Genomic DNA, 25,924 nt, shown 5'->3' on the forward strand with positions numbered 1-25,924 from the left:
CCCGTGCAACGGCCCGGACGTCGCTGCCGCCGTACTGCGAGATCTCCAGCCGCTCCCGCTCCTGGCGCCTCTTCCCCGGTGCCAGGCGTGTGTCCTTCGCGGGCGCGCCCGATGGCAACGGGCACGAGCGGATGGGGATCTGGCGGTACGGACAGACGAGTGGGTGTGCCGGTGCCGGGGGACGGTGCCGGCCGGCCCGGGTGAGCGCGGAAAGAGCAGGCAATGGGGGTGGACATGGGGGAGCTTCGCGGCACGCACGTGCCGGTGCTGCTCGAGCGCTGCCTCGAGTTGCTCGCCCCCGCCCTCGCGGCGCCGGGTGCGGTGCACGTCGACTTCACGCTCGGCCTGGGCGGGCACGCCGAGGCGGTGCTGGAGCGGCACCCCGGGGTGGTCCTCATCGGACTCGACCGGGACACCGAGGCGCTCGCGCACTCCCGGCGGCGGCTGGCCCGGTTCGCCGACCGCACGCATCTCGTGCACGCGGTCTACGACGAGCTGCCGGCGGTGCTGGCCGACCTCGGTCACCGCGCCTTCCACAGTGGCCTGTTCGATCTGGGCGTCTCCTCGCTGCAGCTCGACGAGCCCGACCGCGGGTTCGCCTACGCCCGGGACGCCCCGCTCGACATGCGGATGGACCAGTCGCAGGGGATCACCGCGGAGGAGGTCGTCAACGGCTACGAGCCGGGCGAGCTGGTCCGCATCCTGCGGGTGTACGGCGAGGAGAAGTTCGCCACCCGGGTCGTCTCGGCGATCGTGAAGCAGCGGGCCCAGGAGCGGATCGTCTCCTCGGCCCGGCTCGCGGACCTGGTCCGGGACGCCATCCCGGCCGCCGCGCGGCGAACGGGTGGAAATCCCGCGAAAAGAACGTTTCAGGCGCTACGTATTGAGGTAAATGCGGAACTCGCCGCGGTCGAGGCGGCGGTTCCCGCGGCCCTGGACCACCTGGCCCCGAAAGGGCGCCTTGTGGTGATGTCGTATCAATCGTTGGAGGACCGGATCGTCAAGCGCGCCTTCGCCGCGAGGGCGCGCAGCACCGGGCCGATCGACCTGCCGGTCGAGCTGCCCGGAACGGGCCCTTCGGTGCGGCTGCTGACCCGCGGGTCGGAGCCGCCCAGCGCGGCGGAGGTGGCGGAGAACCCGCGGGCGGCTTCGGTGAAGCTGCGCGCGGTGGAACGGATCGACCAGCACGACCAGGCACCCGGGGCCGCCCGCGAACGGCCCCGACTGTCTACAACGCACGGGGGACAAGGGCGGTTACGCCCGGGGGAACGCCAGGAGGGGGAGGGGCATTGAGCGAGCGCATGACCACTGCGCCGCGGTCGGGGGGCCGGACCACGGAGCAGGTTGGCAAGGGCCGGCGCAAGCCGGCCGGCACGACGACGGGCACCACGACGGGCGGTGGCGCCCGGGGGGCGCGTCACTACCCCGTGGCCGGTGCCACCCAGGGCAGCGCCGCCCTGAAGCTCACCGCCGAGCAGCAGCGTGACCCGATCGCGGCGCCGCGCCTGCGCGTCGCGCCGCCCGCGCCGATCAACGCCCCGCGCGCGCCCTTCATCGCGCTCGTGGTGGCGGTCGTCGTGGTCGGGGTGCTCGGCATCCTGCTGATCAACACCAAGACGGCGGAGAACTCGTTCCGGATCGACTCGCTGCAGAAGCGGCAGGCCAAGCTGGACTCCCAGCAGCAGGACCTGGAGAACGCGATCGCCGCCTACAACAGCCCGGGCAGCCTGGACGCGGCCGCCCGCCGGCTGGGCCTGGTCAAGGGCGACCCGGCGTACATCCGGCTGCCCGACGGCAAGGTCTTCGGGGTGCCGAAGCCGGGCCGCGGCGAGGTGGCCGTGACCGCGCAGGACTCCGCCACCGCGGCGACCGGGCGGTAACGCGTGCCGCCCCGCGCCGACGGGACACCGCGCCGGGGCCAGGAGCCCCGGCGCGGCGCGTCTCCTGACCTGCCGCCGGCCGACGGCTCCGGGCGCGACGACGACCGGGCGCGCGGCTTCGGCGGCATCGGTGACGCGCGGGCGTACACGCCGCGCGGCCGGACCGTGCGCGAGGGCGACCAGCGGACCCGGTCGCCGCGCACCGGCCGCAACACCGATCCGTTCCGTCCCGCGCTGCAGGTGCTGGACGGCGGCCGGCCGGCCCGGGAGCGCCGCCGCGAGGCCGAGGACGAGCCGGAGCCCCGCCCGCCGGCCCGCCGTGGCCGCGCCAAGGACGAGGGTCCGGAGAAGCCGGCCCGGGAGCCGCGGGTACGCGCCGCCGAGGCCCGGGCGGTCCGGAGCCGCGCCGCCGACGACCGGACCGCCGAGGACCGGACCGCCGGGGAGCGGGCTGTCCGGGGCCGCGCCGCGCAGGGCCGGGCCGACGCGGAGACCCGCGCGGTCAAGGGTCGTACCGCCCAGGGTCGTACCGCCCAGGACCGGGCGGCGCAGCGGCGCAGCGACGAGGACGACTGGGACGAGGCGCCCCGCCGGGGCGGCCGGGCCACGGCGGGTGCGGTGCGGTCTCGTTCGACGGCCAACCCGCGGCGGGGCGCTGCTGCCGGCCGTACCGAGGCAGCCGCCCGGACCACCCGCGAGCGCAAGGTTGCGGCCCCGCCCGGACCCCGCCGTCCGGCGCGCCCGGCGGCCGCCGCCCGGCCCGGCGCCCGGCGGCCCGCCCCGCTGATCCCGGCCGAGCCGCCCCGGCTCGCCAACGGCACCCGCCGGCTGCGGCTGGGCACCGTGCTCGCGCTGACGCTGTTCGTGGCGATCGGCGTGCGGCTGGTCGTGCTCCAGGTCGGCGGCACCACCGCGTCCGCCGAGAGCCTGCTCAAGCAGCGGCAGAACCGGCTCACCGAGGTCGTGCTGCCGGCCCCGCGCGGCAGCATCCTGGACAGCTCCGGCGCGGTGCTCGCGCACAGCGTCGAGGCGCGCTACATCTACGCCGACCCGGAGATGATCAAGGACCCGGTGGTCGCGGCGGCCAAGCTCTCCCCGGAGCTGGGCATCCCGGCCTCGAGGCTGATCCAGCTCATGGCCAAGAAGAAGCGGCCCGGCGGCGGCGCCTCGCGCTTCGAGTACCTCGCCCGGGGCGTCGACACCGCGGTCGCCGACAAGATCCACGCGATGCGGATCCCCGGCATCAACTCCGACCGCGACGAGCGCCGGGACATCCCGGGCGCCGACCTCGCGGCCAACCTGATCGGCTTCACCGGCGACGACCACACCGGCCTGGAGGGCCTCGAGGCCCGCTACGACGAGCTGTTGCGGGGCACCGACGGCAAGCGGGTGTTCGAGATCGGCCGGGGCGACCTGGCCAAGGAGATCCCGGGCGGCTACCACCGCCAGACCGACGCCTCGCCCGGCTCCTCCATCCAGCTGACCATCAACCGCGACCTGCAGTTCGAGGTGCAGCGGGTGCTCAGCCAGCAGGGCGAGAAGAACAACGCCACCGTGGCGGCCGCCGTCGTGCTCAACGCCCGGACCGGTGAGGTGCTGGCCCAGGCCAGCTACCCGGCCTACAACGCCGCCAAGCCGGGCGACTTCAAGCCCAAGGACCGCGAGGACGTGGCGACCAGCGTCATCGCCGACCCGGGCTCGACGCACAAGGCGTTCACCATCGGCGCGGCCCTGGAGGAGGGGGTCATCACCCCCGACACCCTGATCACGGTGGGGCCCGGGCTCAAGCGCGGCGGCTACGACTTCGTGGACACGCACCGGCAGCCGGCCGGCACCCGGCTCACCATCCCGGGGGTGCTGGCCTACTCGTCGAACGTCGGCACCATCCGCATCGCCGACAAGCTCGGCAAGGCCAAGCTCTACGAGTACCAGCAGCGGTTCGGCCTGGGCAAGGCCACCAACGAGGGCATGCCGGGCGAGGCGACCGGCCGGCTGCTGGCGCCCGACGAGTGGAGCGGGTCGGCGTCCGGCTCGGTGCCGATCGGCATGAGCGTCGACGCCACCCTGATCCAGATGACCGCCGGGTACGGCGCCATCGCCAACGACGGCACCTACGTCCAGCCCCACCTGATCAAGGCGACCATCTCCGGCCGCGACGGCTCGGTGGCCCCGGCGCCGCAGCCGGAGACCCACCGGGTGCTCAGCGCCACCACGGCCCGGCAGCTGCGCGAGATGATGGAGTCGGTGGTCGACGCCGAGGGCGGCACGGGCAGCCGGGCCGCGGTGGACGGCTACCGGGTCGCGGGCAAGACCGGCACCGGCAAGATGCTGGTCGAGGGCCAGTACACCAAGCACAACGCCGGCTCCTTCATCGGCATGGCCCCGGCGGAGAACCCGGAGTTCGTCATCGGTGTCTTCGCCGACGTGCCCGACGGCACCGGCGGCGACGTGGCCGCGCCCGCGTTCAGCGAGATGATGTCCTCCGCGCTGCGCCACTACCGGGTGCCGCCGTCGGGTAACCCGGAGCCGACCTTCAAATTGAAGGGGTAGAGCCGACCATGGCGTGCGCAGTCGGATGCCGGCCACCGGGTAGGGTCTGACGCCGTGTCCGGCATTCCCCGTCCCCAGACAGTCCGGCCCTCGCGGCTGGCCGACCTCGCGGCGCTGATCGGCGCCGCCCTGGTCGGCGCCGACACCGAGGTCGGCGGCATCACGCACGCCAGCGGCGAGGTGCATCCCGGTGATCTCTACGCCGCGCTGCCGGGCGCCCGCCGGCACGGCGCCGAGTTCGCCGCGGCCGCCGCCGCCGCGGGCGCCGTCGCCGTGCTGACCGATCCGGCCGGCCGCGACGCCGCGGTCGCCGCCGGGCTGCCGGTTCTCGTCGTGGCCGACCCCCGCGCCGTCCTCGGCGCCGCCGCGTCGCGGATCTACGGCGACCCCACCGAGCGGCTCACCGTCATCGGGCTCACCGGCACGGCCGGCAAGACCTCCACGGCGTACCTGGTCGAGTCCGGGCTGCGGGCGGCCGGGCTGACCACCGGGCTGATCGGCACCGTCGAGACCCGCCTGGGCGACCTGGTCGTGCCCAGCGTGCGCACCACCCCCGAGGCCACCGACCTGCACGCGATCCTGGCCGCCGCGCTGGAACGCGGCGTCACCGCCGTGGTGATGGAGGTGTCCAGCCACGCGCTGGCCATGGGCCGGGTCGGCGGGGTCCGCTTCGCCGTCGGCGGCTACACCAACTTCGGCCTCGACCACCTGGACTTCCACGCCGACGCCGAGGACTACTTCGCCGCCAAGGCCAAGCTGTTCGACGGCCGGTGCCGCTTCGAGGTGCTCAACGCCGACGAGCCGGCCCTGCGGCCGCTGCGCAAGCCGGCCACCATCACCTATTCCGCCGCCGGGGACACCTCGGCGACCTGGTGGGCCGGCGACATCGCGGGCGACGCCTTCGGCCAGCGCTTCACCGCGCACGGCCCGGGCGGCGCGGTGCGGGCGGGCGTGGCGCTGCCCGGCCGGCACAACGTCGCGAACGCCCTGCTCGCCCTCGCCGGCCTGGTGGCGGCCGGCATCGACGCCCAGGTGGCGGCCGACGGCATCGCCGCCTGCCCGGGGGTGCCGGGCCGGCTCGAACGGGTCGACTCGCCCGGCGACGTGTTCGGGGTGGTCGACTACGCGCACAAGCCCGACGCGATCGTGGCCGCGCTGGCCGCCCTGCGCGAGCTGGCGACGGCCCGCGGCGGGCGCCTGGTGTGCGTGATCGGCGCCGGCGGCGACCGCGACCGCGGCAAGCGCCCGCTGATGGGCGCGGCCGCGGCGCGCGGCGCGGACCTGGTCGTGATCACCGACGACAACCCGCGCACCGAGGATCCGGCCGGGGTGCGGACCGCGGTCCGCCGGGGCGCCGAGGACGCCGCCACGGCGGCGAAGATCATCGAGGTGGCCGGCCGCCGGGCCGCGATCGACGAGGCGGTACGCCTGGCCGGTCCCGGTGACGTGGTGGCGGTGCTGGGCAAGGGACACGAACGAGGCCAGGAGGTGGACGGCCAGGTGCTGCCGTTCGACGACCGGATCGAGCTGGCCGCGGCGCTGGCCGCACGCGCGGGCGGTGCCGCTTGATCCGGATGACCCTGGACGAGATCGCCGCGATCACCTCCGGCCACCTCGTCAACGCCGATCCGGCCGTGACCGTCACCGGGTCGGTCGAGTACGACACCCGCCGGCTGGGTCCGGGCGCGCTCTTCGTCGCCTTCGCGGGCGAACGCGTCGACGGCCACGACTTCGCCGAGGCCGCCGTGGCCGCGGGCGCCGTGGGCGTGCTCGGCACCCGCGACACCGGCCGCCCCGGGATCGTGGTCGACGATCCGCTGAAGGCGCTGGCCGCGCTGGCCGCCGTGGTGGTGCGGCGGCTGCCGGAGCTGACGATCGTCGGGCTCACCGGCTCGTCCGGCAAGACCACGACCAAGGACTACATCGGCCAGCTGCTGGAACGCCTCGGCGAGACGGTGGCGCCGGCCGGCTCGCTCAACAACGAGCTGGGCTTCCCGTACACGGTGCTGAAGGCGACCCCGGAGACCCGGTTCCTGGTGCTCGAGATGGGCGCCCGGGGGATCGGGCACATCCGCCACCTGGCCGAGGTGGCCGCGCCCCGGATCGGGGTGGTGCTCAACGTCGGCGCGGCGCACATCGGCGAGTTCGGCTCCGTCGAGGGGACCGCGCAGGCCAAGGGCGAGCTGGTCGAGGCGCTGGGCGCGGACGGGGTGGCGGTGCTCAACGCCGACGACCCGCTGGTCGCCGCGATGGCCGCCCGGACCGGCGCCCGGGTGGTGCTGGTGGGCGAGTCCGCGGCCGCCACGGTACGCGCGGCCGACGTGACGCTGGACGAGCGCGGGCGGGCGGCGTACACGCTGCTCACCCCGGCCGGATCGGCGCCGGTGCGGCTCGCCGTGACCGGCCGCCACCAGGTCGGCAACACGCTCGCCGCCGCCGCCGTCGCGCTGGAGGCCGGGATGACGCCGGCCGCCGTGGCCGCCGCGCTGGGCGAGGCCGGCATCGTCTCCGGCCGCCGGATGGACGTGTTCGACACGGCGGAGGGCGTGACGGTCATCGACGACTCGTACAACGCCAATCCGTCGTCGACCGCCGCCGCGCTGCGGGCCCTGGCCGCGCTGGGCGCGGGCCGGCGGACCACAGCCGTGCTCGGCTACATGGCCGAGCTGGGCGCCTTCGAGACGTCGGGACACGAGGAGGTCGGGCGGCTCGCCGCCGAGCTGGGAGTGGACAGGTTGATAGCGGTCGCGGACAACGCCGCCCCGATCCTCGACGGCGCGGCAACGGTGCCCGCCTGGCAGGGCGAGGCGGTCCGCGCGGCCGACCAGGCGGCGGCCGTCGCGGTGCTGCGGGGCGACCTGCGGCCGGGCGACGTCGTGCTGGTCAAGGGTTCGCGGTACCGGACGTGGGAGGTGGCCGACGCGCTCCGCGCGAATGCGGCCCAGCAGGAGGTAAGCCCGTGAGGGCAGTCATCGTCGCGGCCGCGGTCGCGTTCATCATCTCGCTGTTCGGCACACCGCTGGCGATCCGGGTCTTCACCGCGCTGAAGGCCGGCCAGCCGATCCGGGCCGTCGGCCCGGCCACCCACCAGGGCAAGAAGGGCACGCCCACGATGGGCGGGGTGGCGTTCATCTTCGCCACGGTGCTGGCCTACGTGGCCGGGCACATCGCGCTGACCACGCTGCCGTCGGAGCAGATCGCCCAGGTCCAGCCGACGATGACCGCGCTGGTCCTGCTCGGGCTCTTCGTCTTCTGCGGCGCGGTCGGCTTCCTCGACGACTTCATCAAGGTCCGCCGGCGCCACTCCGGCGGGCTGAGCGCCAAGGGCAAGCTGCTGGGCCAGCTGCTGGTCGGCGGCGGCCTGGGCGTCGCCGCGCTGTACGTGCCCAGCACCAACGGCCAGACCGTGGCCAGCGAGCACATCTCGTTCATCCGCGACATCAGCTTCCTCGACGTCGGCAAGGTCGGCTCGGTGCTGGTGTTCGTCTTCGTGATCATGTCGATGTCCAACGGCGTGAACCTCACCGACGGCCTGGACGGGTTGGCCACCGGCGCGTCGATCCTGGTGCTGGGCGCGTACGCGCTGATCGGCTTCTGGCAGTACCGGCACTGGTGCGGTGACACGACGTACGCCGCGAACCCGTCCAACTACTGCTACGAGGTGCGGGACCCGCTCGAGGTGGCGCTGATCGCCGCCGCGGCCGCCGGCGCGTGTGTCGGCTTCCTGTGGTGGAACACCTCGCCGGCCCGCATCTTCATGGGCGACACCGGCGCGCTGGGCCTGGGCGGCCTGATCGGCGGCCTGGCCATGGCCACCCGCACCACGCTGCTGTCGATCATCATCGGCGGCCTGTTCGTCATCATCACGATGTCCGTGGTCATCCAGATCATCTCGTTCAAGACCACCGGCAAGCGGGTCTTCCGGATGTCGCCGCTGCAGCACCACTTCGAGCTGGCCGGCTGGAGCGAGGTCAACATCGTGGTCCGGTTCTGGATCGTGGCCGGCATCTGCGTGGCCATCGGCCTCGGCCTGTTCTACAGCGACTTCCTGGCGGTCATGGGATAGATCTCTCGCGACACGCCTGTCCCGCATCCCGGGGCTGGCGTGTCGCGCCACCATGATGGTCACCATGGGGGAGGACAAGGTAGACACCAGGCCCGCGGCGACCGTGTCGCCGGCTGCCACCGTGCAGCCCGCCGCGCCCGCCGCCCGGCCCAAGTCGCTGAGCCAGCAGCTGCTGCCCGCGGTGCACGGCCTGCTGGCCCGGCCGCTGTCCTCGTACTACCTGCTGCTCGCCAGCTCCGGCCTGCTGCTGCTGATCGGGCTGACCATGGTCTTCTCGGCGACCAGCGTCAAGGCGTACGCCGAGGACGGCAGCGCCTTCTCCGCGATCCGCAACCAGCTCGTCTTCGCCGTGCTGGGCCTGGTCGGCTTCTGGGTCTGCCAGCGGCTGCCGGCGAGCACGCTGCGGTTCCTCGGCAAGTACGTGCTCGGCACGGCCATCGTGCTGCTCGCCGTGCTGGCCACGTTGCGGGCCATGCGGGCGGTCGGGCTGGTCCACGTGACCCCTGGCACCGAGAGCGTCAGCCTGGGACCGCTGCGCGCCGACCTGCTGTGGCTGTACCTCGGTCCGATCGGCATCCAGCCCTCGGAGATCGCCAAGCTGGGCGTGGTGCTGTGGGGCGCCGACATCATCGCCCGCAAGGGCGCGGCGCTGGGCCACTGGCGGGAGCTGGCGATGCCGCTGTTCCCGATGGTCGGCCTGCTGTTCGTCCTGGTCGGCTACAACGACCTGGGCACCATGCTGGTGCTGCTCTCGCTGGTGATCGGGCTGCTGTGGGCGGCCGGGGTGCGGCTGCGGGTCTTCGCCGCGCTCGGGGTGCTCGGCCTGTCCGGCATCGGCCTGCTGATCGCCGCGGCCTCCCGGGGCGCGGGCTCGGGCGAGGTCGGCGAGGCCAACTACCGGCTGGCCCGGATCACCGTGCTGTTCAAGCCGCTCGAGGACTGCCACTCGGACTTCTGCTACCAGATGGTGCAGGGCCGCTCGGCGATCTACGAGGGTGGCTGGTTCGGCGTGGGGCTGGGCAAGGGCGCCCTGAAGTGGAACTGGCTGCCGGCCGCCGACAACGACTTCATCTACGCGGTCGTCGCCGAGGAGCTCGGGGTGGTCGGCTGTGCCGTCATCCTGGCCCTGTTCGCGGTGCTCGCGTACACCGGCTTCCGGATCGCGCGCCGGGTGGACGACCCGTTCCGCCGGCTGGCCGCCACCGGCATCACCACCTGGCTGGTCGCCCAGGCCGTCATCAACATCGGCGGGGTGGTGGGCCTGCTGCCGATCACCGGCCTGCCGCTGCCGTTCATCTCCACCGGCGGCAGCGCCCTGGTCGTGACGCTGGCCGCGATCGGCATCCTGGCCTCCTTCGCCCGCGCCGAGCCGGACGCCGCCCGGGCCCTGCACGCCCGTCCGCCCGCGCGATGGGTGCGGCTACTCTGGGCCCCGCTGCCGCCGCTCCCCCCGCCGCGGCGGCGCGGTTCGTCGCGCCCACCCACCCGGTGAGCGGGCGCCCCGGACCCCCCGGGCATCCCGGGCACCGATCCGGCGGGGGAGGGAAGGAGACGGTGATGGGTCTGCTGCGGTCGGTCGTGCTCGCCGGGGGAGGCACCGGCGGTCACATCTATCCGCTGCTCGCCTTCGCCGACGCCTTGCGCCGCCACTTCCCCGAGGTGCGCATCACCACGCTGGGCAGCCCCAAGGGCATGGAGAACGAGCTGATCCCGCCGGCCGGCTACGACCTGCGGGTGATCCCGGCGTTCCAGCTGCCCCGCTCGCTCAACCTGAACCTGCTGCGCACCCCGGACCGGATGTACCGCTCGGCCCACGCGGCCGGGCAGATCCTCGACGAGGTCCAGGCGGACGTGGTGGTCGGCTTCGGCGGCTACGTCTCGGTGCCGGCGTACCTGGCGGCCTGGCGGCGCGAGCTGCCGATCGTCATCCACGAGGTCAACGTGCCGCCGGGGGTGGCCAACCGGATGGGCATGAAGTTCACCAGGAACATCGCGGTGGGCTTCCCGACCCAGCCCCAGCAGGCCGAGTCGCTGCGCGACGCCCGGGTGGTCGGCGTGCCGCTGCGCACCGCCATCACCCGGATGGACCGGCACGCGCTGCGCCCGCAGGCGCTGGCCCACTTCGGGCTGCGCCCGGACCTGCCGGTGCTGTTCGTGTCGGGCGGCTCCTCCGGCGCCCGCACGATCAACCTGGCCGTGGCCGGCGCCGCCAAGAAGCTGGCCCACGCCGGCATCCAGGTGCTGCACGTGCAGGGCGGGCGCAACGACCCGTTCGAGGTGCCCAGCGACCTGCCGGTGCCGTACGTGGTGGTGCCGTACCTGTCCGACATGCAGCTCGGGTACGCCGCCGCCGACCTGATGCTGTGCCGCGGCGGGGCGATCACGGTCGCCGAGACCACTGCGATCGGGATGCCGGCGATCTACGTGCCGTACCCGTTCAGCAACCAGGAGCAGGAGCGCAACGCCCGGCCGGTGGTCGAGGCCGGCGGGGGCCTGCTGGTGGACAACGGGGAGCTGACCCCGGAGTGGATCGAGCGTACGGTCATCCCGCTCGCGCGGGACCCGCGGCGGCTCGCCACAATGGGTGCCGCCGCCGGCGGCCACGGCCGTCGCGACGGTGACGAGGCACTGCTGGACTTCGTGTGCGAGGCAGTGGCCCGCCGATGAGCCGCCGGACGACGGCGGACCGAGAGAGTAGGGGAGTGGTGCTGTGAACACGGCGGAGCTGACGCCGGCCGGCGAGTTGACCGCCGAGGAGCTGGGCACCGTCCACCTCATCGGCATCGGTGGCGTGGGCATGGGCGGCCTGGCCCGGCTGCTGCTCACCCGGGGCGTGCCGGTCTCCGGCAGCGAGCTGCGGGAATGGCCGGCGCTGGCCGCGCTGCGCGCCCTCGGCGGCACGGTGCACATGGCGCACGAGGCGTCCAACCTCGACGGGGTCGACACGGTCGTCTACTCCACGGCGATCCCGCAGGACCACGTCGAGATCGTCGAGGCGCGCCGGCGCGGGCTGCGGGTGCTGCACCGCTCCGAGGCGCTGGCCGCGGCGATGACCGGGCGCCGCACGATCGCGGTGGCCGGCACCCACGGCAAGACCACCACCACGTCGATCATGACGGTGATCCTGCAGCACGCCGGCGAGGACCCGTCGTTCGTGATCGGCGGCGAGATCTCCGCGGCCGGCTCGAACGGCCACCACGGCTCCGGCGGCTACTTCGTGGCCGAGGCCGACGAGAGCGACAAGTCGTTCCTGATCTACCGGCCGCACGTCGCGATCATCACCAACATCGAGGGCGACCACCTCAACAACTGGGGTGACCTGGCCGGGCTCAAGGCCGGGTTCCTCGAGTTCGCCGAGCTGACCGACCCGGACGGCTTCGTGGTGACCTGCGCCGACGACGCGGGCGTGCAGGAGCTGATCGCCGCGCTGCGGGCCGCCGGGCGCACGGTCTACACGTACGGCGAGTCCTCCGGCGCCGACCTGCGGGTCACCGACGTGGTCTCCTCCGTGCAGGGCGTGCGCTACCAGGCCACGCTCGACGGCAAGCCGCTCGGCGAGATCGCACTGGCCCTGCCCGGCCGGCACATGGGGCTCAACGGCGCCGCGGCCGTGCTGACCGCGCTGCGCCTGGGCATCCCGCTGCAGAAGATCACCGAGGCGCTCGCGTCGTTCCCGGGGGTGCGGCGGCGATTCGAGCGCAAGGGCACGGTGGCCGGCGTCCGCGTCTACGACGAGTACGCCTACCACCCGACCTCGGTGAAGGCGGCGCTGCGCACGCTGCGCGAGGTGGCCGGGGACGGGCGGCTGGTGGTGGTCTTCCAGCCGTACCGGGTCTACCGCACCCGTGACCTGCAGGCCGAGCTGGCCGAGGGGCTGGCCCTGGCCGACGAGGTCATCGTCATGGAGGTCTTCGGTCCCGGCGAGCAGCGCGGTCCCGGCGAGGGCGGGGTCGCCCTGACCGCGGCCATCGACCTGCCGGCCGAGCACAAGGTCTTCGTGCCGTCCTGGGAGGACGTGCCGGCCGAGGTGCTGCGGCGCAGCCGGCCCGGCGACGTCGTGGTGACCATGGGCGCGCCGCCGATCTCGATGATGGGCGACGAGCTGCTGGCCGCCTTGGCCGAGGCCTGACCAACCGGGGGAACTGGCATGACCGCCTGCACCGAACCTCGCCTGCGTGCGTCGGAGACGGTCTCGACGGTGAGGGCCAGAAGGGCATGCGAAAGGTAGGCACAGTGGGCGACGGCGGCGGGGGCGGGCGGAGCTGGCGGCTGGTGCGGGCGGACACGGACGCCGTGCCGGCCTCGGTCCGGCGGTTCATGGCCCGCGCCCGGCGGCGCCGGCTGCGCGCGGCGCTGCCGTGGGCGGTGACCGCCGGGGCGGTGCTGGTGGTGGGCGCGCTGGTCTGGGTGGTGTACGGCACGGCGGTGCTGGGCGTGCGCCGGGTCGAGGTGGTCGGCACCGATTCGCTCACCCCGCTGGAGATCGAGCAGGCCGCGGCCGTACGGATGAACCAGCCGCTGGCCGGCGTCGACCTGGACCGGATCCGCGGCCGGGTCGAGGGCCTGCCCGCGGTCGACCGGGCGGTGGTGTCGCGCGGCTGGCCCTCGGCTGTGCACATCGAGGTGGTGGAGCGGACGCCCGTGGCCGCCGTACCGGTGGGCGAGACCTTTGTCCTGATCGACGCCGAGGGCGTCGCCTACCGCACCGTCTCGCGCCGCCCGGCCGGCCTGCCGGTGGCGCGGCTCGCCGCGCCCGGCCCGAAGGACATCAACACCCGCTCCGCCCTGACCGTGCTGGCCGCGCTGACCGCCGAGCTGCGCGAGCAGCTGGTGTCGATCTCGGTGCCGGCGCCGGCGCAGGTCAGCCTGGGGCTGCGCAAGGACCGGACGGTGTTCTGGGGCGACGAGACGCAGAGCGAGACGAAGGCTCAGGTGGCCACCGCGCTGCTCGGCCGCAAGGGCGACACGATCGACGTGAGCGCCCCGGATGTCGTGACCATCCGCTGAGGCGGTCAACCGGACAAAGGGGCACGAACGGCACATTCTCGCCAAGGTTACGGCCGAGTCGGATAACCGCCACGTAAGCGGGCGCCGACACGCCGCGTCGGTCCTTGGTTGTCGCCGGTCCGCCGCTTACGTTGCCCCGAGAGGTTCGAGTAGTTGACATAACACTAAGCCTCTAGTAGAGGGTGAGGGTTTCCTCGCCCTCCCTTGTACGGCGCGGGTATCGATGGCGGTTCTTGGCCGGACCGCTGGGGCCCTCGACACCCACAACCCTGAAGGGAAGGCTGAGCCCGATGACACCTCCGCACAACTACCTTGCGGTCATCAAGGTCGTCGGCATCGGCGGCGGCGGCGTCAACGCCGTGAACCGCATGATCGAGGTTGGGCTCAAGGGAGTCGAATTCATCGCGATCAACACCGATGCCCAGGCGCTGCTGATGAGCGACGCCGACGTCAAGCTCGACGTCGGCCGCGAGCTCACCCGCGGCCTCGGCGCCGGCGCGCAGCCGGACGTCGGCAAGAACGCCGCCGAGGACCACCGCGACGAGATCGAAGAGGTCCTCAAGGGCGCCGACATGGTCTTCGTGACCTGCGGCGAGGGCGGCGGCACCGGTACGGGCGGCGCGCCCGTGGTCGCCAACATCGCCCGCAAGCTGGGCGCCCTGACCATCGGCGTGGTCACCCGGCCGTTCTCGTTCGAGGGCAAGCGCCGCCAGGTGCAGGCCGAGGCCGGCATCGACGAGCTGCGCAACCAGTGCGACACGCTCATCGTGATCCCGAACGACCGGCTGCTGGCCCTGGGCGACCGCGGCATCAGCATGATGGACGCGTTCCGCCAGGCCGACCAGGTGCTGCTCTCCGGCGTGCAGGGCATCACCGACCTGATCACCACCCCGGGCCTGATCAACCTCGACTTCGCCGACGTGAAGAGCGTGATGAGCGGCGCGGGCAGCGCGCTCATGGGCATCGGCAGCGCGCGCGGCGACAACCGCGCGGTCGAGGCGGCCGAGAAGGCGATCTCCAGCCCGCTGCTGGAGCAGAGCATGGACGGCGCGCGCGGCGTGCTGCTCTCCATCGCCGGCGGCTCCGACCTGGGCCTGTTCGAGATCAACGACGCGGCCCAGCTGGTCACCGACGCGGCCCACCCGGACGCCAACATCATCTTCGGCGCGGTCATCGACGACGCGCTGGGCGACGAGGTGCGGGTCACGGTCATCGCGGCGGGCTTCGACGGGGGCACGCCCTCGTACAAGCCGGCCGAGACCGCCCGCAAGGTGGTCCAGCAGCCCACGGCGCCGCCCGCGGTCGCGCCGACCTCGCCGGTGCCCGTGACGCCGCCGGCGCCCGCCGCGACCACCCCGCCGCCGCGCCGGGTGCTCTTCGACGACGTGGACGTGCCGGACTTCCTGAAGAACGGCTCCTGAGCGGTTGGACCGAGCGGCGCGCCGCGACGAGCTGGCGGCCTCGCTGGACGAGGTGCGCCGGCGGATCGGGCGCGCCTGCACGGCGGCCGGCCGTGACCCGGGGTCGGTGACCCTGGTCGCGGTGACCAAGACCTACCCGGCGAGCGACGTGGTGCTGCTCGCCGGGCTCGGCGTCACCGACGTCGGGGAGAACAAGGACCAGGAGGCCGCCGCCAAGGCGGCGGCCGTGGACGTGCCGCTGCGCTGGCACTTCGTCGGCCACTTGCAGCGCAACAAGGCCAAGTCGGTGGTCACGTACGCCGACGTGGTGGAGTCGGTGGACTCGATGCGGCTGGCCGGGGCGCTCTCCTCGGCCGCCGGGCGGCTCCGCGAGCGGCCGCTCGACGTGCTGGTGCAGGTGAGCATCGACGGCGACCCGGCCCGCGGCGGCGCGGTCGCGGCCGGCGCGGACCCCGACCGGGACCTGTGGCGGGTGGCGGCCGCGGTCGAGGAGGCCGAGGGCCTGCGGCTGGGCGGCGTGATGGCGGTGGCGCCCCGGGGCTGGGAGCCCGCCCGGGCGTTCGCGGAACTCGCCGCCCTGGCCGAGCGGCTGCGCGCGGATCATCCGGGCGCGACGGCCGTCTCGGCGGGCATGAGCGGCGACCTCGAGGAGGCCGTCCGGCACGGCGCGACACACGTGCGGATCGGCACTTCTTTGCTCGGGATGCGAAACACGCTGCGGTAGCCTTGCGGCGGGCAGCAAACTACATACGTGTTGTTTACGCGCGACGTGCCTCGGCCGACGCGCCCGGACGACGCAGCGTCGCAGCGGGCCGTGGTCATGTTTCAAGATCGCGGAATCCGTGTAAGGGGGGACGCGGCACGCCGAGGGGGCGCGGGCCGCACAGCGGACGGAGGTGGGGGCATGGACGAGCGGTTCGGCGCCGAGCAGGGGCTGGTGAAGTCATGAGCGCTTTGCGCAAGGCCGGCGTGTGGCTCGGCCTCGTGGAAGAGGACGACCAGTACGACGACCGCTACCGCGACGGCGGCTACCGCGAGCGGGACCGCGACCGTGACCGGGACCGCGACTCCGGTTACCGCTACGCCGACGAGTTCGCCGACGAGGAGGACGACGTCGAGGAGGCGCCCGCGCCGCTGCCGCGGGCCCGGCAGGAGCGCAGCGGCCGCCTGGAGCGCGCCGCCGCCCGCCTCGACCTCGACCGGGACGAGCACGAGCGGCCGGAGCGCCAGGAGCGCGCCAGCGTGCGCTCGATCACCCGGCCGCCGGCGCCGGTCGCGGAACCCGCCTACTCCACCCGCGACAACCTCGCCCTGGCCCCGCAGACGCAGGTGCACCAGCGGGTGGTCGAGGAGGACCAGCGGTACCAGATCACCACGCTGCACCCGACCACGTACCGCGAGGCGCGCACGATCGGCGAGCACTTCCGCGACGGCGTACCGGTGATCATCAATCTCACCGAGATGGACGAGGGCGATGCCCGCCGGCTGGTCGACTTCGCCGCCGGGCTGGCCTTCGGGCTGCGCGGTACGATCGAGCGCGTGACCAACCGGGTATTCCTGCTCTCACCGGCCAACGTCCAGGTCACGGCAGAGGACAAGGCCAAGATCGCTGAGGGCGGTTTCTTCAACCAGAGTTGACCCTAACGAGGGACCCGCCTGACGTGCTGTCGATCGTGTTTCAGATCATCTATCTGCTGCTCTATGTGTTCTTCCTGACCCTGCTGGCCCGGTTCGTCCTGGGTGCGGTGCTGCAGTACGGGCGTCGGTGGCAGCCGGGCCGAGGGGCGTCGGCGGCACTCGAATCGGTGTGGAGCGTCACTGATCCACCCCTCAAGGCGTTGAGGCGTGTGATCCCACCGCTTCGAATTGGTACCGTGAGTTTGGACCTGGCGTCCCTGGTCCTGCTGGTTATCCTGTTCGTGCTTTTGAACTTCGTGTTAGCGCGTCTGATCATCGCGTTCGCGTGACAGCGTCCGCCTGATCGACTGCGCCCCACGCGGCCGCAACTGACCCGAGGAGTTTCGATGCCGCTGACCCCGGCGGACGTGCACAACGTCGCCTTCAAGAAACCCCCTATCGGCAAGCGGGGGTACGACGAGGAGGAGGTCGACGCCTTCCTGGACGAGGTCGAGCGCGAACTCGCCCGTCTGATCGAGGAGAACAACGAGCTGCGCGCCCAGGTGGAGCGCGGCGGTCGGGGTGGCGCACCAGCCGGCCCGGGCGCCGACCCGCGGATGGCGGCGGAGCTCAACGAGATGAAGGCCCAGCTCGACCGGGTGCAGCGCGACAAGTCCGCCGCGGAGCAGGCTGCCCGGCAGATGCAGGCCGAGCTGGAGCAGGTCCGGGCCCAGGGTCCGGCCGGCGCCGGCGCGCCCACGGGCGCCGACGGCGAGCAGCAGGCCCTGCGCGTGCTGATGATGGCCCAGCGCACGGCCGACGACCACGTGTCGGACGCCCGCCGCGAGGCCGACAAGCTCCTCTCCGACGCCCGCTCCAAGGCCGAGGAGGTCACCCGCGAGGCCCGCGCCAAGGCGGACGCCCTGGAGCGCGACGCGCGCCAGCGGCACCAGGAGGCCATGGGCGGCCTGGACGCCAAGCGGTCGGCGCTGCAGAAGCACATCGAGGAGCTCAAGCAGTTCGAGCGGGAGTACCGCACGCGGCTGAAGGCGTACCTCGAGAGCCAGCTGCGCGACCTCGACGGGCGCGGTCAGGGCCTGGAGGCCGAGATGACCCGCGCGGACGCCAACCGTTCGGTCGGCGGCTCGGGCGGCCTGGCCGCCGCGGGTCTCGCCGGCTCGTACGGCGGCAGCCGCGCCAACTCCATCGAGACCGGCCGCTGAGCCTCGGCTTGTGCGGCCCGGTTCCACAGCGGCGGGGATGAGCCATGATCGTTGTTAGTCTGCTGCTCATCCTCGTCGCCGTCACGCTGCTCGTGCTCGGCCTCGCGGGCGGGTCGAGCACCCTGCTGATCAGTTCCATCGTCGCCAGCCTGCTGGCCGCGGTGGCCCTGGTGATCGGCGCCCGGCAGGCCGCGGCCGCCCGGCGCGCCGCCACGGCCCCGGCCGGCGACCCGGCCCGCGTGCCCCGCCGTCCCGGGGTGGGCGGCGAGCCGCTGGCCGAGCCGGAGTACGCCCCGCGCGACGCTCCGCTCGCCGGCGACGAGGACGACGTCAGCGCCTACGACCGCGACGGGGACGACGCCCGTGCCGGCACTTACGACCGCGACGGGGACGACGTCCGCGTGGGCGCCTACGACCGCGAGGGGGAGTACGACCTCGACGGCGCCGGAGCCCACGACGGGGCCGGCGCCGAGGCCGGCGACGACGCCGACCGGTCCGCCGCCTACGCCGCGGGCCGCCAGGACACGGAGGAGCGCCTGACGGGTCCGGACGCGACCCAGCGGGTGCGGCCGGAAGCGGACCTCTACGACGACGACGCTGCGGCCGGCCGGACTTCCTCGGGTCAGGCGGCCGGCCCAGCGCCGACGGAGGCCCCCGACACCGCCGGCGACGCGGACTACGACCAGGCCGCGACGGTCATCGGCGGCGCCCGCGCCACCGAGCGTGACCCCTGGCGCGACGACGCCGACCCGCTCCCCGCCCCGGAGGACGTCCCGGCGGCGGCGCGCGACGAGCACGCCCGGGACGCGGGCGCGGCGGAGGAGTTCGACGAGCCCGACCCGGACGACCCGGACGACGAGCCGCTGCCCCAGGCGGTCCGCCCGGCGGACGCGGTGCGGGTGGCCCGCCTCGACGCGGAGGTGCTGGTCGTGGACGGGCGTCCGCGGTACCACCTGGCCGACTGCCCGCATCTGGTGGGCCGGCTGACCGAGGGGCTGCCGGTCGCGGAGGCGGTCGAGCTGGGCTTCAGCCCGTGCGGGCTGTGCCGTCCGGTGGACCGTCTGGTCGCGGCGGGCGTTCGCCGCTGACCTCCCGCCGCCGGCCGGCCTGGTTACCGTCGGTCATCGGCGGACCACCCGATTCGGCCGCCGCCGATGATCGGCACAATGGGGCATGGCCAAGCGGCGCGTTTCCTCACCCGATCCGGCCGCCCGGCCCGATCGCGCCCCGGGCGGGGCCGCGCGACTTCCCGAACCGGCCGCCCGGCCGGCCGGGACCGGGTCGCCCGGCCAGCCGGGGTCGTCCGGCGGGTGTTCCGTCGCGGTGCGGGTCCGGCCGGGAGCGGGGCGTACCCGGGTCGGAGGGCGTTACGACGGCCCGCACGGCCCGGCGCTGATCGTTGCGGTCGGGGCGCCCCCGGTCGACGGCAAGGCCACCGAGGCCGTCCGGCAGGCCCTGGCCGCCGCGCTGGGCGTCAAGGCCCGCGACGTCGTGCTCAAGCTCGGCGCCACCAGCCGCGACAAGGTGTTCACCGTCCCCGCTGACGCCGGGCCGCGGCTGGCCGCCCTGCGCGACGGCAGCCCATGACGGGCGGGCTCGACCTCGCGCTGCTCGTCGGCGCCGCGGTGCTGCTGGTCGCCGTGGGCGCCGTCCGCATCTCCACCCGGCTCGGGCTGCCCGGCCTGCTGGTCTACCTGCTGATCGGCGTGATCATCGGGGAGGCCGGGTTCGGCATCCGGTTCGACGACGCCGAGCTCACCCGTACCCTCGGCTTCTGCGCCCTCATCATGATCATCGCCGAGGGTGGGCTGACCGCCCGCTGGAGCACCCTGCGCCCGGTCCTGGGCCTCTCGGCCGCGCTGGCCACCCTCGGGGTGGCCGTGAGCATCGCCGTGGTCGGCGTCGCCGCGCACCTGGTGCTCGACGTGGACTGGCGTCTGGCCCTGCTCTACGGCGCGGTGCTCTCGTCCACCGACGCCGCCGCCGTCTTCGCCACCCTGCGGGTGCTGCGGCTGCCGCCCCGGCTGGTGGCCACGCTCGAGGCCGAGTCCGGCATGAACGACGCCCCGGTGGTGCTGCTGGTGGTGCTGCTCTCCAGCACCGTCGCCGCGGCCCACCCCTGGTGGTACGAGCTGCTGCTGGTCGGCTACGAGCTGGCCGCGGGGGCCGCGATCGGGCTGGCCGTCGGCGCGGCCGGGCGCTGGCTGCTGCGGCACGCCGCCCTGCCGTCCGCGGGCCTCTACCCGATCGCGGCGGTCGCGCTGACCTTCCTGGCCTACTCCGCCGGCGCGGTCGCGCACGCCTCCGGCTTCCTCGCCGTCTACGTGGCCGGCGTGGTGATCGGCAACGCCCGGCTGCCGCACCGCCAGGCCATCCTCGGCTTCGCCGACGCGCTCGCCTGGGTCGCCCAGATCGGGCTGTTCGTGCTGCTGGGGCTACTGGTGTCGCCGGGCCGGCTGGGCGCCGCGCTGGTGCCGGCGCTGGTCGTCGGGTGCGCGCTGGTGCTGCTGGCCCGGCCGCTGTCGGTCTGGCTCTCGGCGCTGGTCAGCCGCAGCTCCCGGCAGCTCGGCCTCACCGGGAAGACGTTCCTGTCCTGGGCCGGCCTGCGCGGGGCGGTGCCGATCGTGCTGGCCACCATCCCGCTGTCCAGCGGGACGCCCGGCGCCGAGAACCTCTTCGACGCCGTCTTCGTGCTCGTGATCATCTTCACCCTGGTGCAGGCCGGCACGCTGGCGCCGGTCGCCCGGCTGCTGCGCATCACCGCGCCGGCCGAGGCCGTGGAGATCCACGTGGAGACCGCGCCGCTCGAGCAGATGCACGCCGACCTGCTCCAGCTCGACGTCGCGCCCGGGTCGCGGCTGGCCGGGGTGCACATCGACGAGCTGCGGCTGCCGGTGGGCGCGGTGGTCACGCTGGTGGTGCGCGACGGCGCCGGCTTCGTGCCGGGGCCGGACACCCGGCTGCGCACCGGGGACGGCCTGCTGATCGTGACCACCGCCGCCGCGCGGGACGTGGCCGAGCGGCGGCTGCGGGCGGTGAGCCGGCGCGGGCGCCTGGCCCGCTGGTTCGGCGAGGACGGGCGGGACCGGTCCTGAGCCGCGCGGTCGGGTATCCGACGCTGCCGTTCGTCCGGCTTCGTCCCGGTTATCGGGTCACCGGACCGGTGCGCCGTGTTGTCGCCGCTCTTCACGTTCCGTATCCTTGCCAGCCTCCGGAGTGCGCGGCGATCGTGGGCCGCGCCGTTTGTGCACCTGGGGGACGGTGCACGGGTCGCGTGGGGGCGCGGCCGGAGAGCCGATGCGGGACGCCTGGCCGAGCGCGTTCCGCATGACCGCTGGAAGACCGCCGATTCGCCGCGTGCAGCGCGGCTCAGGGGAGCGACGATGGCCAAGGCAACCGAGACCAGGTCCGCGTCGACCGCGAAGGCCGCGCCCGCCAAGGCGCGCAGCGCGGCGGAGACCGAGAAGATCCGCACCGCGCTGGTGGAGCGCCGCGACGAGCTCCAGGCTGAGTACGACCAGACGCTCAGCGAGATCACCGAGCTGCAGCGCGACCGGCTCACCGACTCCGCCGGCGACGACGAGGGCGACCGCGGCACCAAGACCGGGGAACGCGAGCAGGAGATCACTCTGGCCAACAATCTCCTCGACCGGATCACACAGGTGGAACGCGCCATCGACCGCCTCGGCGAGGGCAACTACGGTTGGTGCGAGCGGTGCGGCAACGCCATCCCCGTCGAACGGCTGGCGGCGTTCCCGGTCGCGACCCTCTGTGTGTCCTGCAAGCAGTTGGAGGAACGACGCTGAACGCCGACGAGCCCGCGGGTGGCACCACGGCGACCGCGCCCGGCCCGGGGCCGCGTCCCGGGTTCGCGCGCCGTGCCGTGGCGGTGCTCGCCGCCACCGCCCTGCTGGCGGTCGTGGTCGACCAGATCGTCAAGGAGCTCTGCACCAAGGGCCTCACCGAGGGCGAGCCGGTCCGCATCCTGGGCGGGCTGGTCTACCTCTCGCTGCTGCGCAACAGCGGCGCCGCGTTCAGCCTCGGCAGCGGCTACACCTGGGTGTTCCCGCTGGTCACCCTCGTGGTGGTCGGCTGGATCGGGTTCATGGTCCGCAAGCTGCGCTCGGTGCCGTGGGCGATCGCCCTGGGGCTGGTGCTCGGCGGCGCGCTGGGCAACCTGGGTGACCGGCTGTTCCGGGCCCCCGGGCCGTTCCAGGGGCACGTCGTCGACATGATCAGTCTGTTCGGGCCGTACGGGGAATACTTCGCGGTCTTCAACATCGCCGACAGCTGTCTGTCCGTCGGCGTGGTCCTGGCCGTGCTGCTGGAGCTCACCGGGCGCCAGCGCGACGGCGGCCGGGCGTCCTCCAGGAAAGCCGAGACCGCATGACCTCCCGTTCCCTGCCCGTACCGGACGGTCTGGACGGCATGCGTCTCGACCAGGCCGTGTCGCGCATCTTCGGCCTGTCCCGCACGGCGGCCGCGACCCTGGTCGAGTCCGGCGACGCGCTGGTCGACGGCATCCCGCGGCCCAAGTCCGACAAGGTCACCGCCGGCTCGTGGCTGGAGGTCACGCTGCCGCCGCCGGTGACCGCGCCGGTGCTGGAGGCCACCCCGGTGCACGGGATGAAGATCGTCTACAGCGACGACGACATCGTCGTGGTGGACAAGCCGGTCGGGGTGGCCGCGCACCCGAGCCCGGGCTGGACCGGCCCGACGGTCATCGGCGGGCTGGCCGCCATGGGCCAGAACGTGGCGACCAGCGGCGCCGCCGAGCGCCAGGGCGTCGTGCACCGCCTCGACGTCGGCACCACCGGGCTGATGGTGGTGGCCAAGAGCGAGCTGGCCTACAGCGCGCTCAAGCGGGCGTTCAAGGAGCGCGAGGTCGACAAGCGCTACCACGCGGTCGTACAGGGCCACCTGGACCCGCTGCGGGGGACGATCGACGCGCCGATCGACCGGCACCCCACCGCCGACTACCGGTACGCGGTGATGAACGGCGGCAAGCCGAGCGTCACCCACTACGACACGCTCGAGGCGTTCCGCTCGGCCAGCCTGGTCGACGTCAAGCTGGAGACCGGGCGCACCCACCAGATCCGGGTGCACTTCTCGGCGATGCGGCACCCGTGCGTCGGCGACGTCACCTACGGCGCCGACCCGACCCTGTCCGCCCGGCTCAAGCTGGGCCGCCAGTGGCTGCACGCGCGGGAACTCGGCTTCATCCACCCGCGTACGCAGGACGAGGTTCGCTTCGTCAGCGACTACCCTGACGACTTGGGGTACGCGCTGGACGTGCTCCGCGACGCGAGCTGACCACCGCCGTCCGAGGGGGAGACCTCGATGAGGCCCGGGGCACGGATGCTGCCGCCGCTGACCCGCGGCCTGTCGCGCATCGGCACGGCCCCGTCCCGGATGCGCATCCTGACCGGGCTGGCCGTGGCGTCCGCGACCGCGCTGCTGATCGCGGTGGTCTGGGCGGCCGACCACGGGCCCGACGCGCCCGGCCCGGCCGGTGACCTGGTCCGGGTCGGCGTGGTCGAGGGCCAGTCCGTCTCCGGCTACCTGCGCTCCAGCCGCGGCGAGCTGGCCGCGCTGCTGCCCGCCTCCGGCTCGCCGGTCGCGGGGGAGACGTGGGCGCTGGTCAGCCTGACCGGCTATCTCGCGCCGGACCCACTGCAGGCGGCGCTCCAGGGCGCGGCGGTGGCCGAGGTCTACGCCCGGGCGCCGCTGCCGGGGGTACGCACCCAGGTGGTCAAGATCCCCGTCTACCGGATGCCCGGGGACGTGGTGGCCGGGATGCTCAACGCCGCCCTGGCCCGGGACCAGGAACAGGCCGACTACCGCAAGCTCGGTGACGAACTGGAGGGCGACGGCCTCAACGAGCTGAGGCTGCGCCGGGCGTACGACAGCGCCGCCCGGACCGCCGCCCTCGAAGCCGCCGCCTACCGGGCGCACTGCGCCTGTGTCTTCGCCGCCGTGGTGCGGGCGGCCCCTCCCGTGCTGGCGGCGCTCGCCGGCCGCGCCGAGGTCCGGGTGGTCGACCCCGCGCCCGAGGTCCGCAGCCTGGACCGCACCGAGTTCCGCCCGGTGCTGCCCGAGCAGACCACCACGGTGCCCGAGGACGACGAGTCGGGTGCGCCCACTGTGCCTTCGCGGTCGCAGACTGTTGCCCCGGCCCCCGCCCCGCCACTACCCTCATCGACCGGGGCTGCTGTGACGTCTGCCTCATCCGACGGCTCCGCCGTGGGGTCCGGTCCTTCTGCTGCGGCAGGTCAGGAGAGCACTGCCGGCGGCCACGCGTCACCCGTGGGCCCGGGTCCCGACCAGCCCTCGACCGCTCCGGGAGCATCTCGCGACGCTTCCGGGCGTTGACATCCTGAACGACCAGGTCCTGTAGTGCGTACGGGTAGGTGCACGTGCACGCTGTTTGTGCCGATGGGTGATCAAGACCGCGTGGCAATTGCGGGCTTCGGGTGTGGCCTGAATAGGGTTGGCGTCCGTAGCCTGTCCAGGACGAGAGGCCCGTCGGGACATCGGGCAGGCATCGCGTAGGCACATCGAGTAGTCGCTGGGAGGACGAGCCGTGGATGGGACCGAGACCGGCTGGGGCCGGCCTGCGGAACCAGCCCCGCGTTGGCGGGCGCTGCTCGACCGTGCCCGGCACGGTTCCCGGGCGGCCGACGAGGCCGCCGAGACCGAGCGCGAGGATCCGGAGGTCGAGGCCCGCCGCGCGGCGGGCGGCCCGGCGCTGCCCGGCCGGCCCGGCCGGCCGTTCAACCCGCTCGACCCCCGGCAGAGCGACCCCCGGCACAGCGACCCGGCCCGCGGCGGGTACGAGCGCCCGCCGGAGCGCCGCCCGGTCAACCCGCTGGACCGGCGTCCGGGCCGGGCCGGCCTGGGCGAGCGGCTGGGCCAGACGGAACCGCTGGCGCCGCCGCCGGAGACCCGCCCGATGGACCCGCGGGCCTTCGACGCGCGCCCCGGCGAGCCCCGCCCGCTCGACCCGCGCCCGGTGAACCCGCTGGCCGAGGCGCGCCGCCAGTCCCGGATCGGCGAGGGCTTCCAGGCCCGCCCGGCCGCCGCCGAGGAGCCGCACAGCTTCTTCAACCCGTCCACCCGCGCCGTGCCGTCGTCGATCGGCCGGGTCGCGCCGGAGCAGGCGCCGCCGACCCGGGGCGCCGCCTCGGTCGGCTCGGCATCCGTCCTGCCGCCGCCGGTGGCCCCCGCCCCGCCGCCGGCGCGGCTGCTGCCGCCCGGCCTGCCGGCGCCGTCCGCCCCGCCCGTGACCAGCGCTCCCGCGCCGACCTCGCCCGCGCCGGCCCGGATCGAGTGGCGCCAGGCGCGGCCCGAGCAGGAGGACCGCGCGGTCTCGGTGCTGCGCCGCAAGCTCGGCAAGCCGCGGGTGCTCGCGTTCGCCAACCCCAAGGGCGGCGTGCACAAGACGACCGCGACGGTGCTCGCCGCGGCCACCATCGGCAGTGTGCGCGGCCGGGGCGTGCTGGCCTGGGACGACAACGAGTTGCGGGGCACGCTGGGCCTGCGGGCCGGCAGCGCCCGGCACGCCCGCACCATCCGGCACCTGGTCAGCGAGCTGCTCGAGATCGAGAACATGCACGGCGAGCAGATGCTCTCGCACCTCGACGACTTCCTGCGGCACGCCTCCGACGGCTCGTACGACGTGCTGGCCGGCGAGGAGAACCCGCGCTTCGCCCAACGGCTGGACCAGAGCACGGTGCGCCGGGTGATGGACCTGCTGCGCCGCACCCACGACGTGATCTGCGTGGACACCGGCAACAACGTCGAGAGCGTCAACTGGCAGACCGTGATGCGCAGCGCCGACCAGCTGGTCATCACCACGGTGCCGCGCGAGGACGCCGCGTTCACCGCCGACTGGATGCTGGACGTGCTCAACGAGACCGGCATGGAGGACCTGGTCGCCAACGCGGTGACGTTGATCTCCTGCCCGTCGCCCGGCAAGCTGCCGCTGCTCGACGATCTCGCCAAGCACTTCGCCACCCGCACCCGGGCCGTCGCGGTGGTGCCGTACGACCCGGCGCTCGAGGTCGGGTCATCGATCGAGTACAGCGTGCTGCAGCCGGAGACCCGCCAGGCGTGGCTGCGCGCGGCGGCTGTGATGATCGAGCCATTCGCCGAATAGAT

The 25,924-nt window shown here is 74.0% G+C and carries 23 protein-coding genes; all 23 read left to right on the top strand.

From position 1 onward, the window contains the following. Window positions 1–234: 234 nt before the first annotated feature. Window positions 235–1,293 carry a 16S rRNA (cytosine(1402)-N(4))-methyltransferase RsmH gene (rsmH, locus tag Ani05nite_RS00360; RefSeq protein ID WP_203762564.1) on the top strand — a complete coding sequence of 353 codons (1,059 nt, stop codon included), beginning with the start codon at window positions 235–237 and terminating at the stop codon, window positions 1,291–1,293. 8 nt (window positions 1,294–1,301) lie between these two features. Beyond that, window positions 1,302–1,880 carry a cell division protein FtsL gene (ftsL, locus tag Ani05nite_RS00365; protein WP_203762567.1) on the top strand — a complete coding sequence of 193 codons (579 nt, stop codon included), beginning with the start codon at window positions 1,302–1,304 and terminating at the stop codon, window positions 1,878–1,880. A gap of 3 nt (window positions 1,881–1,883) precedes the next feature. Further along, complete coding sequence (locus Ani05nite_RS00370; RefSeq protein WP_239129041.1) at window positions 1,884–4,430, top strand: peptidoglycan D,D-transpeptidase FtsI family protein; 2,547 nt, start codon at window positions 1,884–1,886, stop codon at window positions 4,428–4,430. 54 nt (window positions 4,431–4,484) lie between these two features. Then, window positions 4,485–5,999, top strand: a complete 1,515-nt coding sequence (locus tag Ani05nite_RS00375; protein WP_203762570.1) for a UDP-N-acetylmuramoyl-L-alanyl-D-glutamate--2,6-diaminopimelate ligase — start codon at window positions 4,485–4,487, stop codon at window positions 5,997–5,999. Next, entirely contained in the window at window positions 5,996–7,393 is a 1,398-nt protein-coding gene (locus Ani05nite_RS00380) for a UDP-N-acetylmuramoyl-tripeptide--D-alanyl-D-alanine ligase (RefSeq protein ID WP_203762573.1), read from the top strand. The genes Ani05nite_RS00375 and Ani05nite_RS00380 overlap by 4 nt, the downstream gene beginning before the upstream one ends. Next, the gene (gene mraY / locus Ani05nite_RS00385) at window positions 7,390–8,496 is read left to right on the top strand and encodes a phospho-N-acetylmuramoyl-pentapeptide-transferase (RefSeq protein ID WP_203762576.1); all 1,107 of its coding nucleotides are present in this window, start codon (window positions 7,390–7,392) and stop codon (window positions 8,494–8,496) included. Before Ani05nite_RS00380 ends, mraY begins: the two co-directional genes overlap by 4 nt. A 64-nt stretch (window positions 8,497–8,560) precedes the next feature. Further along, entirely contained in the window at window positions 8,561–9,988 is a 1,428-nt protein-coding gene (locus Ani05nite_RS00390) for an FtsW/RodA/SpoVE family cell cycle protein (protein WP_239129042.1), read from the top strand. Window positions 9,989–10,053: 65 nt separating this feature from the next. After that, entirely contained in the window at window positions 10,054–11,163 is a 1,110-nt protein-coding gene (gene murG / locus Ani05nite_RS00395) for an undecaprenyldiphospho-muramoylpentapeptide beta-N-acetylglucosaminyltransferase (protein WP_203762582.1), read from the top strand. Between the two features lie 43 nt (window positions 11,164–11,206). Beyond that, window positions 11,207–12,625 (top strand): UDP-N-acetylmuramate--L-alanine ligase, encoded by a 1,419-nt coding sequence (gene murC / locus Ani05nite_RS00400; protein WP_203762585.1) that lies wholly within the window; start codon window positions 11,207–11,209, stop codon window positions 12,623–12,625. Window positions 12,626–12,711: 86 nt separating this feature from the next. Beyond that, complete coding sequence (locus Ani05nite_RS00405; RefSeq protein WP_203762588.1) at window positions 12,712–13,503, top strand: cell division protein FtsQ/DivIB; 792 nt, start codon at window positions 12,712–12,714, stop codon at window positions 13,501–13,503. A 290-nt stretch (window positions 13,504–13,793) separates the two neighbouring features. Next, complete coding sequence (gene ftsZ, locus Ani05nite_RS00410) at window positions 13,794–14,924, top strand: cell division protein FtsZ (protein ID WP_203762591.1); 1,131 nt, start codon at window positions 13,794–13,796, stop codon at window positions 14,922–14,924. 4 nt (window positions 14,925–14,928) lie between these two features. Then, window positions 14,929–15,648: a YggS family pyridoxal phosphate-dependent enzyme gene (locus tag Ani05nite_RS00415; RefSeq protein WP_203762594.1), complete on the top strand. Its 720-nt coding sequence runs from the start codon at window positions 14,929–14,931 to the stop codon at window positions 15,646–15,648. A gap of 221 nt (window positions 15,649–15,869) precedes the next feature. Further along, window positions 15,870–16,562 carry a cell division protein SepF gene (locus Ani05nite_RS00420; RefSeq protein WP_203762597.1) on the top strand — a complete coding sequence of 231 codons (693 nt, stop codon included), beginning with the start codon at window positions 15,870–15,872 and terminating at the stop codon, window positions 16,560–16,562. Window positions 16,563–16,585: 23 nt separating this feature from the next. Then, window positions 16,586–16,891 carry a YggT family protein gene (locus Ani05nite_RS00425; protein WP_203762600.1) on the top strand — a complete coding sequence of 102 codons (306 nt, stop codon included), beginning with the start codon at window positions 16,586–16,588 and terminating at the stop codon, window positions 16,889–16,891. A gap of 57 nt (window positions 16,892–16,948) precedes the next feature. Beyond that, complete coding sequence (locus Ani05nite_RS00430) at window positions 16,949–17,764, top strand: DivIVA domain-containing protein (RefSeq protein WP_203762603.1); 816 nt, start codon at window positions 16,949–16,951, stop codon at window positions 17,762–17,764. A 44-nt stretch (window positions 17,765–17,808) separates the two neighbouring features. Further along, a complete protein-coding gene (locus tag Ani05nite_RS42320) occupies window positions 17,809–18,852 on the top strand; it encodes a hypothetical protein (protein WP_377880058.1) in 1,044 nt (347 codons plus the stop codon). Between the two features lie 235 nt (window positions 18,853–19,087). Then, the gene (locus Ani05nite_RS40745; RefSeq protein ID WP_239129067.1) at window positions 19,088–19,351 is read left to right on the top strand and encodes a DUF167 domain-containing protein; all 264 of its coding nucleotides are present in this window, start codon (window positions 19,088–19,090) and stop codon (window positions 19,349–19,351) included. Further along, a complete protein-coding gene (locus Ani05nite_RS00445; protein ID WP_203762609.1) occupies window positions 19,348–20,859 on the top strand; it encodes a potassium/proton antiporter in 1,512 nt (503 codons plus the stop codon). Before Ani05nite_RS40745 ends, Ani05nite_RS00445 begins: the two co-directional genes overlap by 4 nt. Before the next feature lie 288 nt (window positions 20,860–21,147). After that, window positions 21,148–21,570 carry a TraR/DksA family transcriptional regulator gene (locus tag Ani05nite_RS00450; protein ID WP_203762612.1) on the top strand — a complete coding sequence of 141 codons (423 nt, stop codon included), beginning with the start codon at window positions 21,148–21,150 and terminating at the stop codon, window positions 21,568–21,570. Then, window positions 21,543–22,154, top strand: coding sequence for a signal peptidase II (gene lspA / locus Ani05nite_RS00455; RefSeq protein ID WP_377880057.1), 612 nt, complete (start codon window positions 21,543–21,545; stop codon window positions 22,152–22,154). Before Ani05nite_RS00450 ends, lspA begins: the two co-directional genes overlap by 28 nt. Then, entirely contained in the window at window positions 22,151–23,077 is a 927-nt protein-coding gene (locus Ani05nite_RS00460; protein ID WP_203762615.1) for an RluA family pseudouridine synthase, read from the top strand. The genes lspA and Ani05nite_RS00460 overlap by 4 nt, the downstream gene beginning before the upstream one ends. Before the next feature lie 27 nt (window positions 23,078–23,104). Beyond that, window positions 23,105–24,136 carry a hypothetical protein gene (locus Ani05nite_RS00465; protein WP_203762618.1) on the top strand — a complete coding sequence of 344 codons (1,032 nt, stop codon included), beginning with the start codon at window positions 23,105–23,107 and terminating at the stop codon, window positions 24,134–24,136. Window positions 24,137–24,347: 211 nt separating this feature from the next. Then, window positions 24,348–25,922 carry a MinD/ParA family ATP-binding protein gene (locus Ani05nite_RS00470; RefSeq protein ID WP_203762621.1) on the top strand — a complete coding sequence of 525 codons (1,575 nt, stop codon included), beginning with the start codon at window positions 24,348–24,350 and terminating at the stop codon, window positions 25,920–25,922. Window positions 25,923–25,924 lie beyond the last annotated feature (2 nt).

It is taken from the genome of Actinoplanes nipponensis (assembly GCF_016862275.1).
GTDB classification, from domain to species: Bacteria; Actinomycetota; Actinomycetes; order Mycobacteriales; family Micromonosporaceae; genus Actinoplanes; species Actinoplanes nipponensis.

Excerpts from the sequence above, each read along its gene's own strand:
- Ani05nite_RS00460 (WP_203762615.1), top strand. The coding sequence starts at position 22,151 with ATGACCTCCCGTTCCCTGCCCGTACCGGACGGTCTGGACGGCATGCGT.
- ftsZ (WP_203762591.1), top strand. The coding sequence starts at position 13,794 with ATGACACCTCCGCACAACTACCTTGCGGTCATCAAGGTCGTCGGCATC.
- Ani05nite_RS00465 (WP_203762618.1), top strand. The coding sequence starts at position 23,105 with ATGAGGCCCGGGGCACGGATGCTGCCGCCGCTGACCCGCGGCCTGTCG.
- Ani05nite_RS00405 (WP_203762588.1), top strand. The coding sequence starts at position 12,712 with ATGCGAAAGGTAGGCACAGTGGGCGACGGCGGCGGGGGCGGGCGGAGC.
- murG (WP_203762582.1), top strand. The coding sequence starts at position 10,054 with ATGGGTCTGCTGCGGTCGGTCGTGCTCGCCGGGGGAGGCACCGGCGGT.
- Ani05nite_RS00430 (WP_203762603.1), top strand. The coding sequence starts at position 16,949 with ATGCCGCTGACCCCGGCGGACGTGCACAACGTCGCCTTCAAGAAACCC.
- rsmH (WP_203762564.1), top strand. The coding sequence starts at position 235 with ATGGGGGAGCTTCGCGGCACGCACGTGCCGGTGCTGCTCGAGCGCTGC.
- Ani05nite_RS42320 (WP_377880058.1), top strand. The coding sequence starts at position 17,809 with ATGATCGTTGTTAGTCTGCTGCTCATCCTCGTCGCCGTCACGCTGCTC.
- Ani05nite_RS00445 (WP_203762609.1), top strand. The coding sequence starts at position 19,348 with ATGACGGGCGGGCTCGACCTCGCGCTGCTCGTCGGCGCCGCGGTGCTG.
- Ani05nite_RS00450 (WP_203762612.1), top strand. The coding sequence starts at position 21,148 with ATGGCCAAGGCAACCGAGACCAGGTCCGCGTCGACCGCGAAGGCCGCG.
- Ani05nite_RS00420 (WP_203762597.1), top strand. The coding sequence starts at position 15,870 with ATGAGCGCTTTGCGCAAGGCCGGCGTGTGGCTCGGCCTCGTGGAAGAG.
- ftsL (WP_203762567.1), top strand. The coding sequence starts at position 1,302 with ATGACCACTGCGCCGCGGTCGGGGGGCCGGACCACGGAGCAGGTTGGC.
- Ani05nite_RS00390 (WP_239129042.1), top strand. The coding sequence starts at position 8,561 with ATGGGGGAGGACAAGGTAGACACCAGGCCCGCGGCGACCGTGTCGCCG.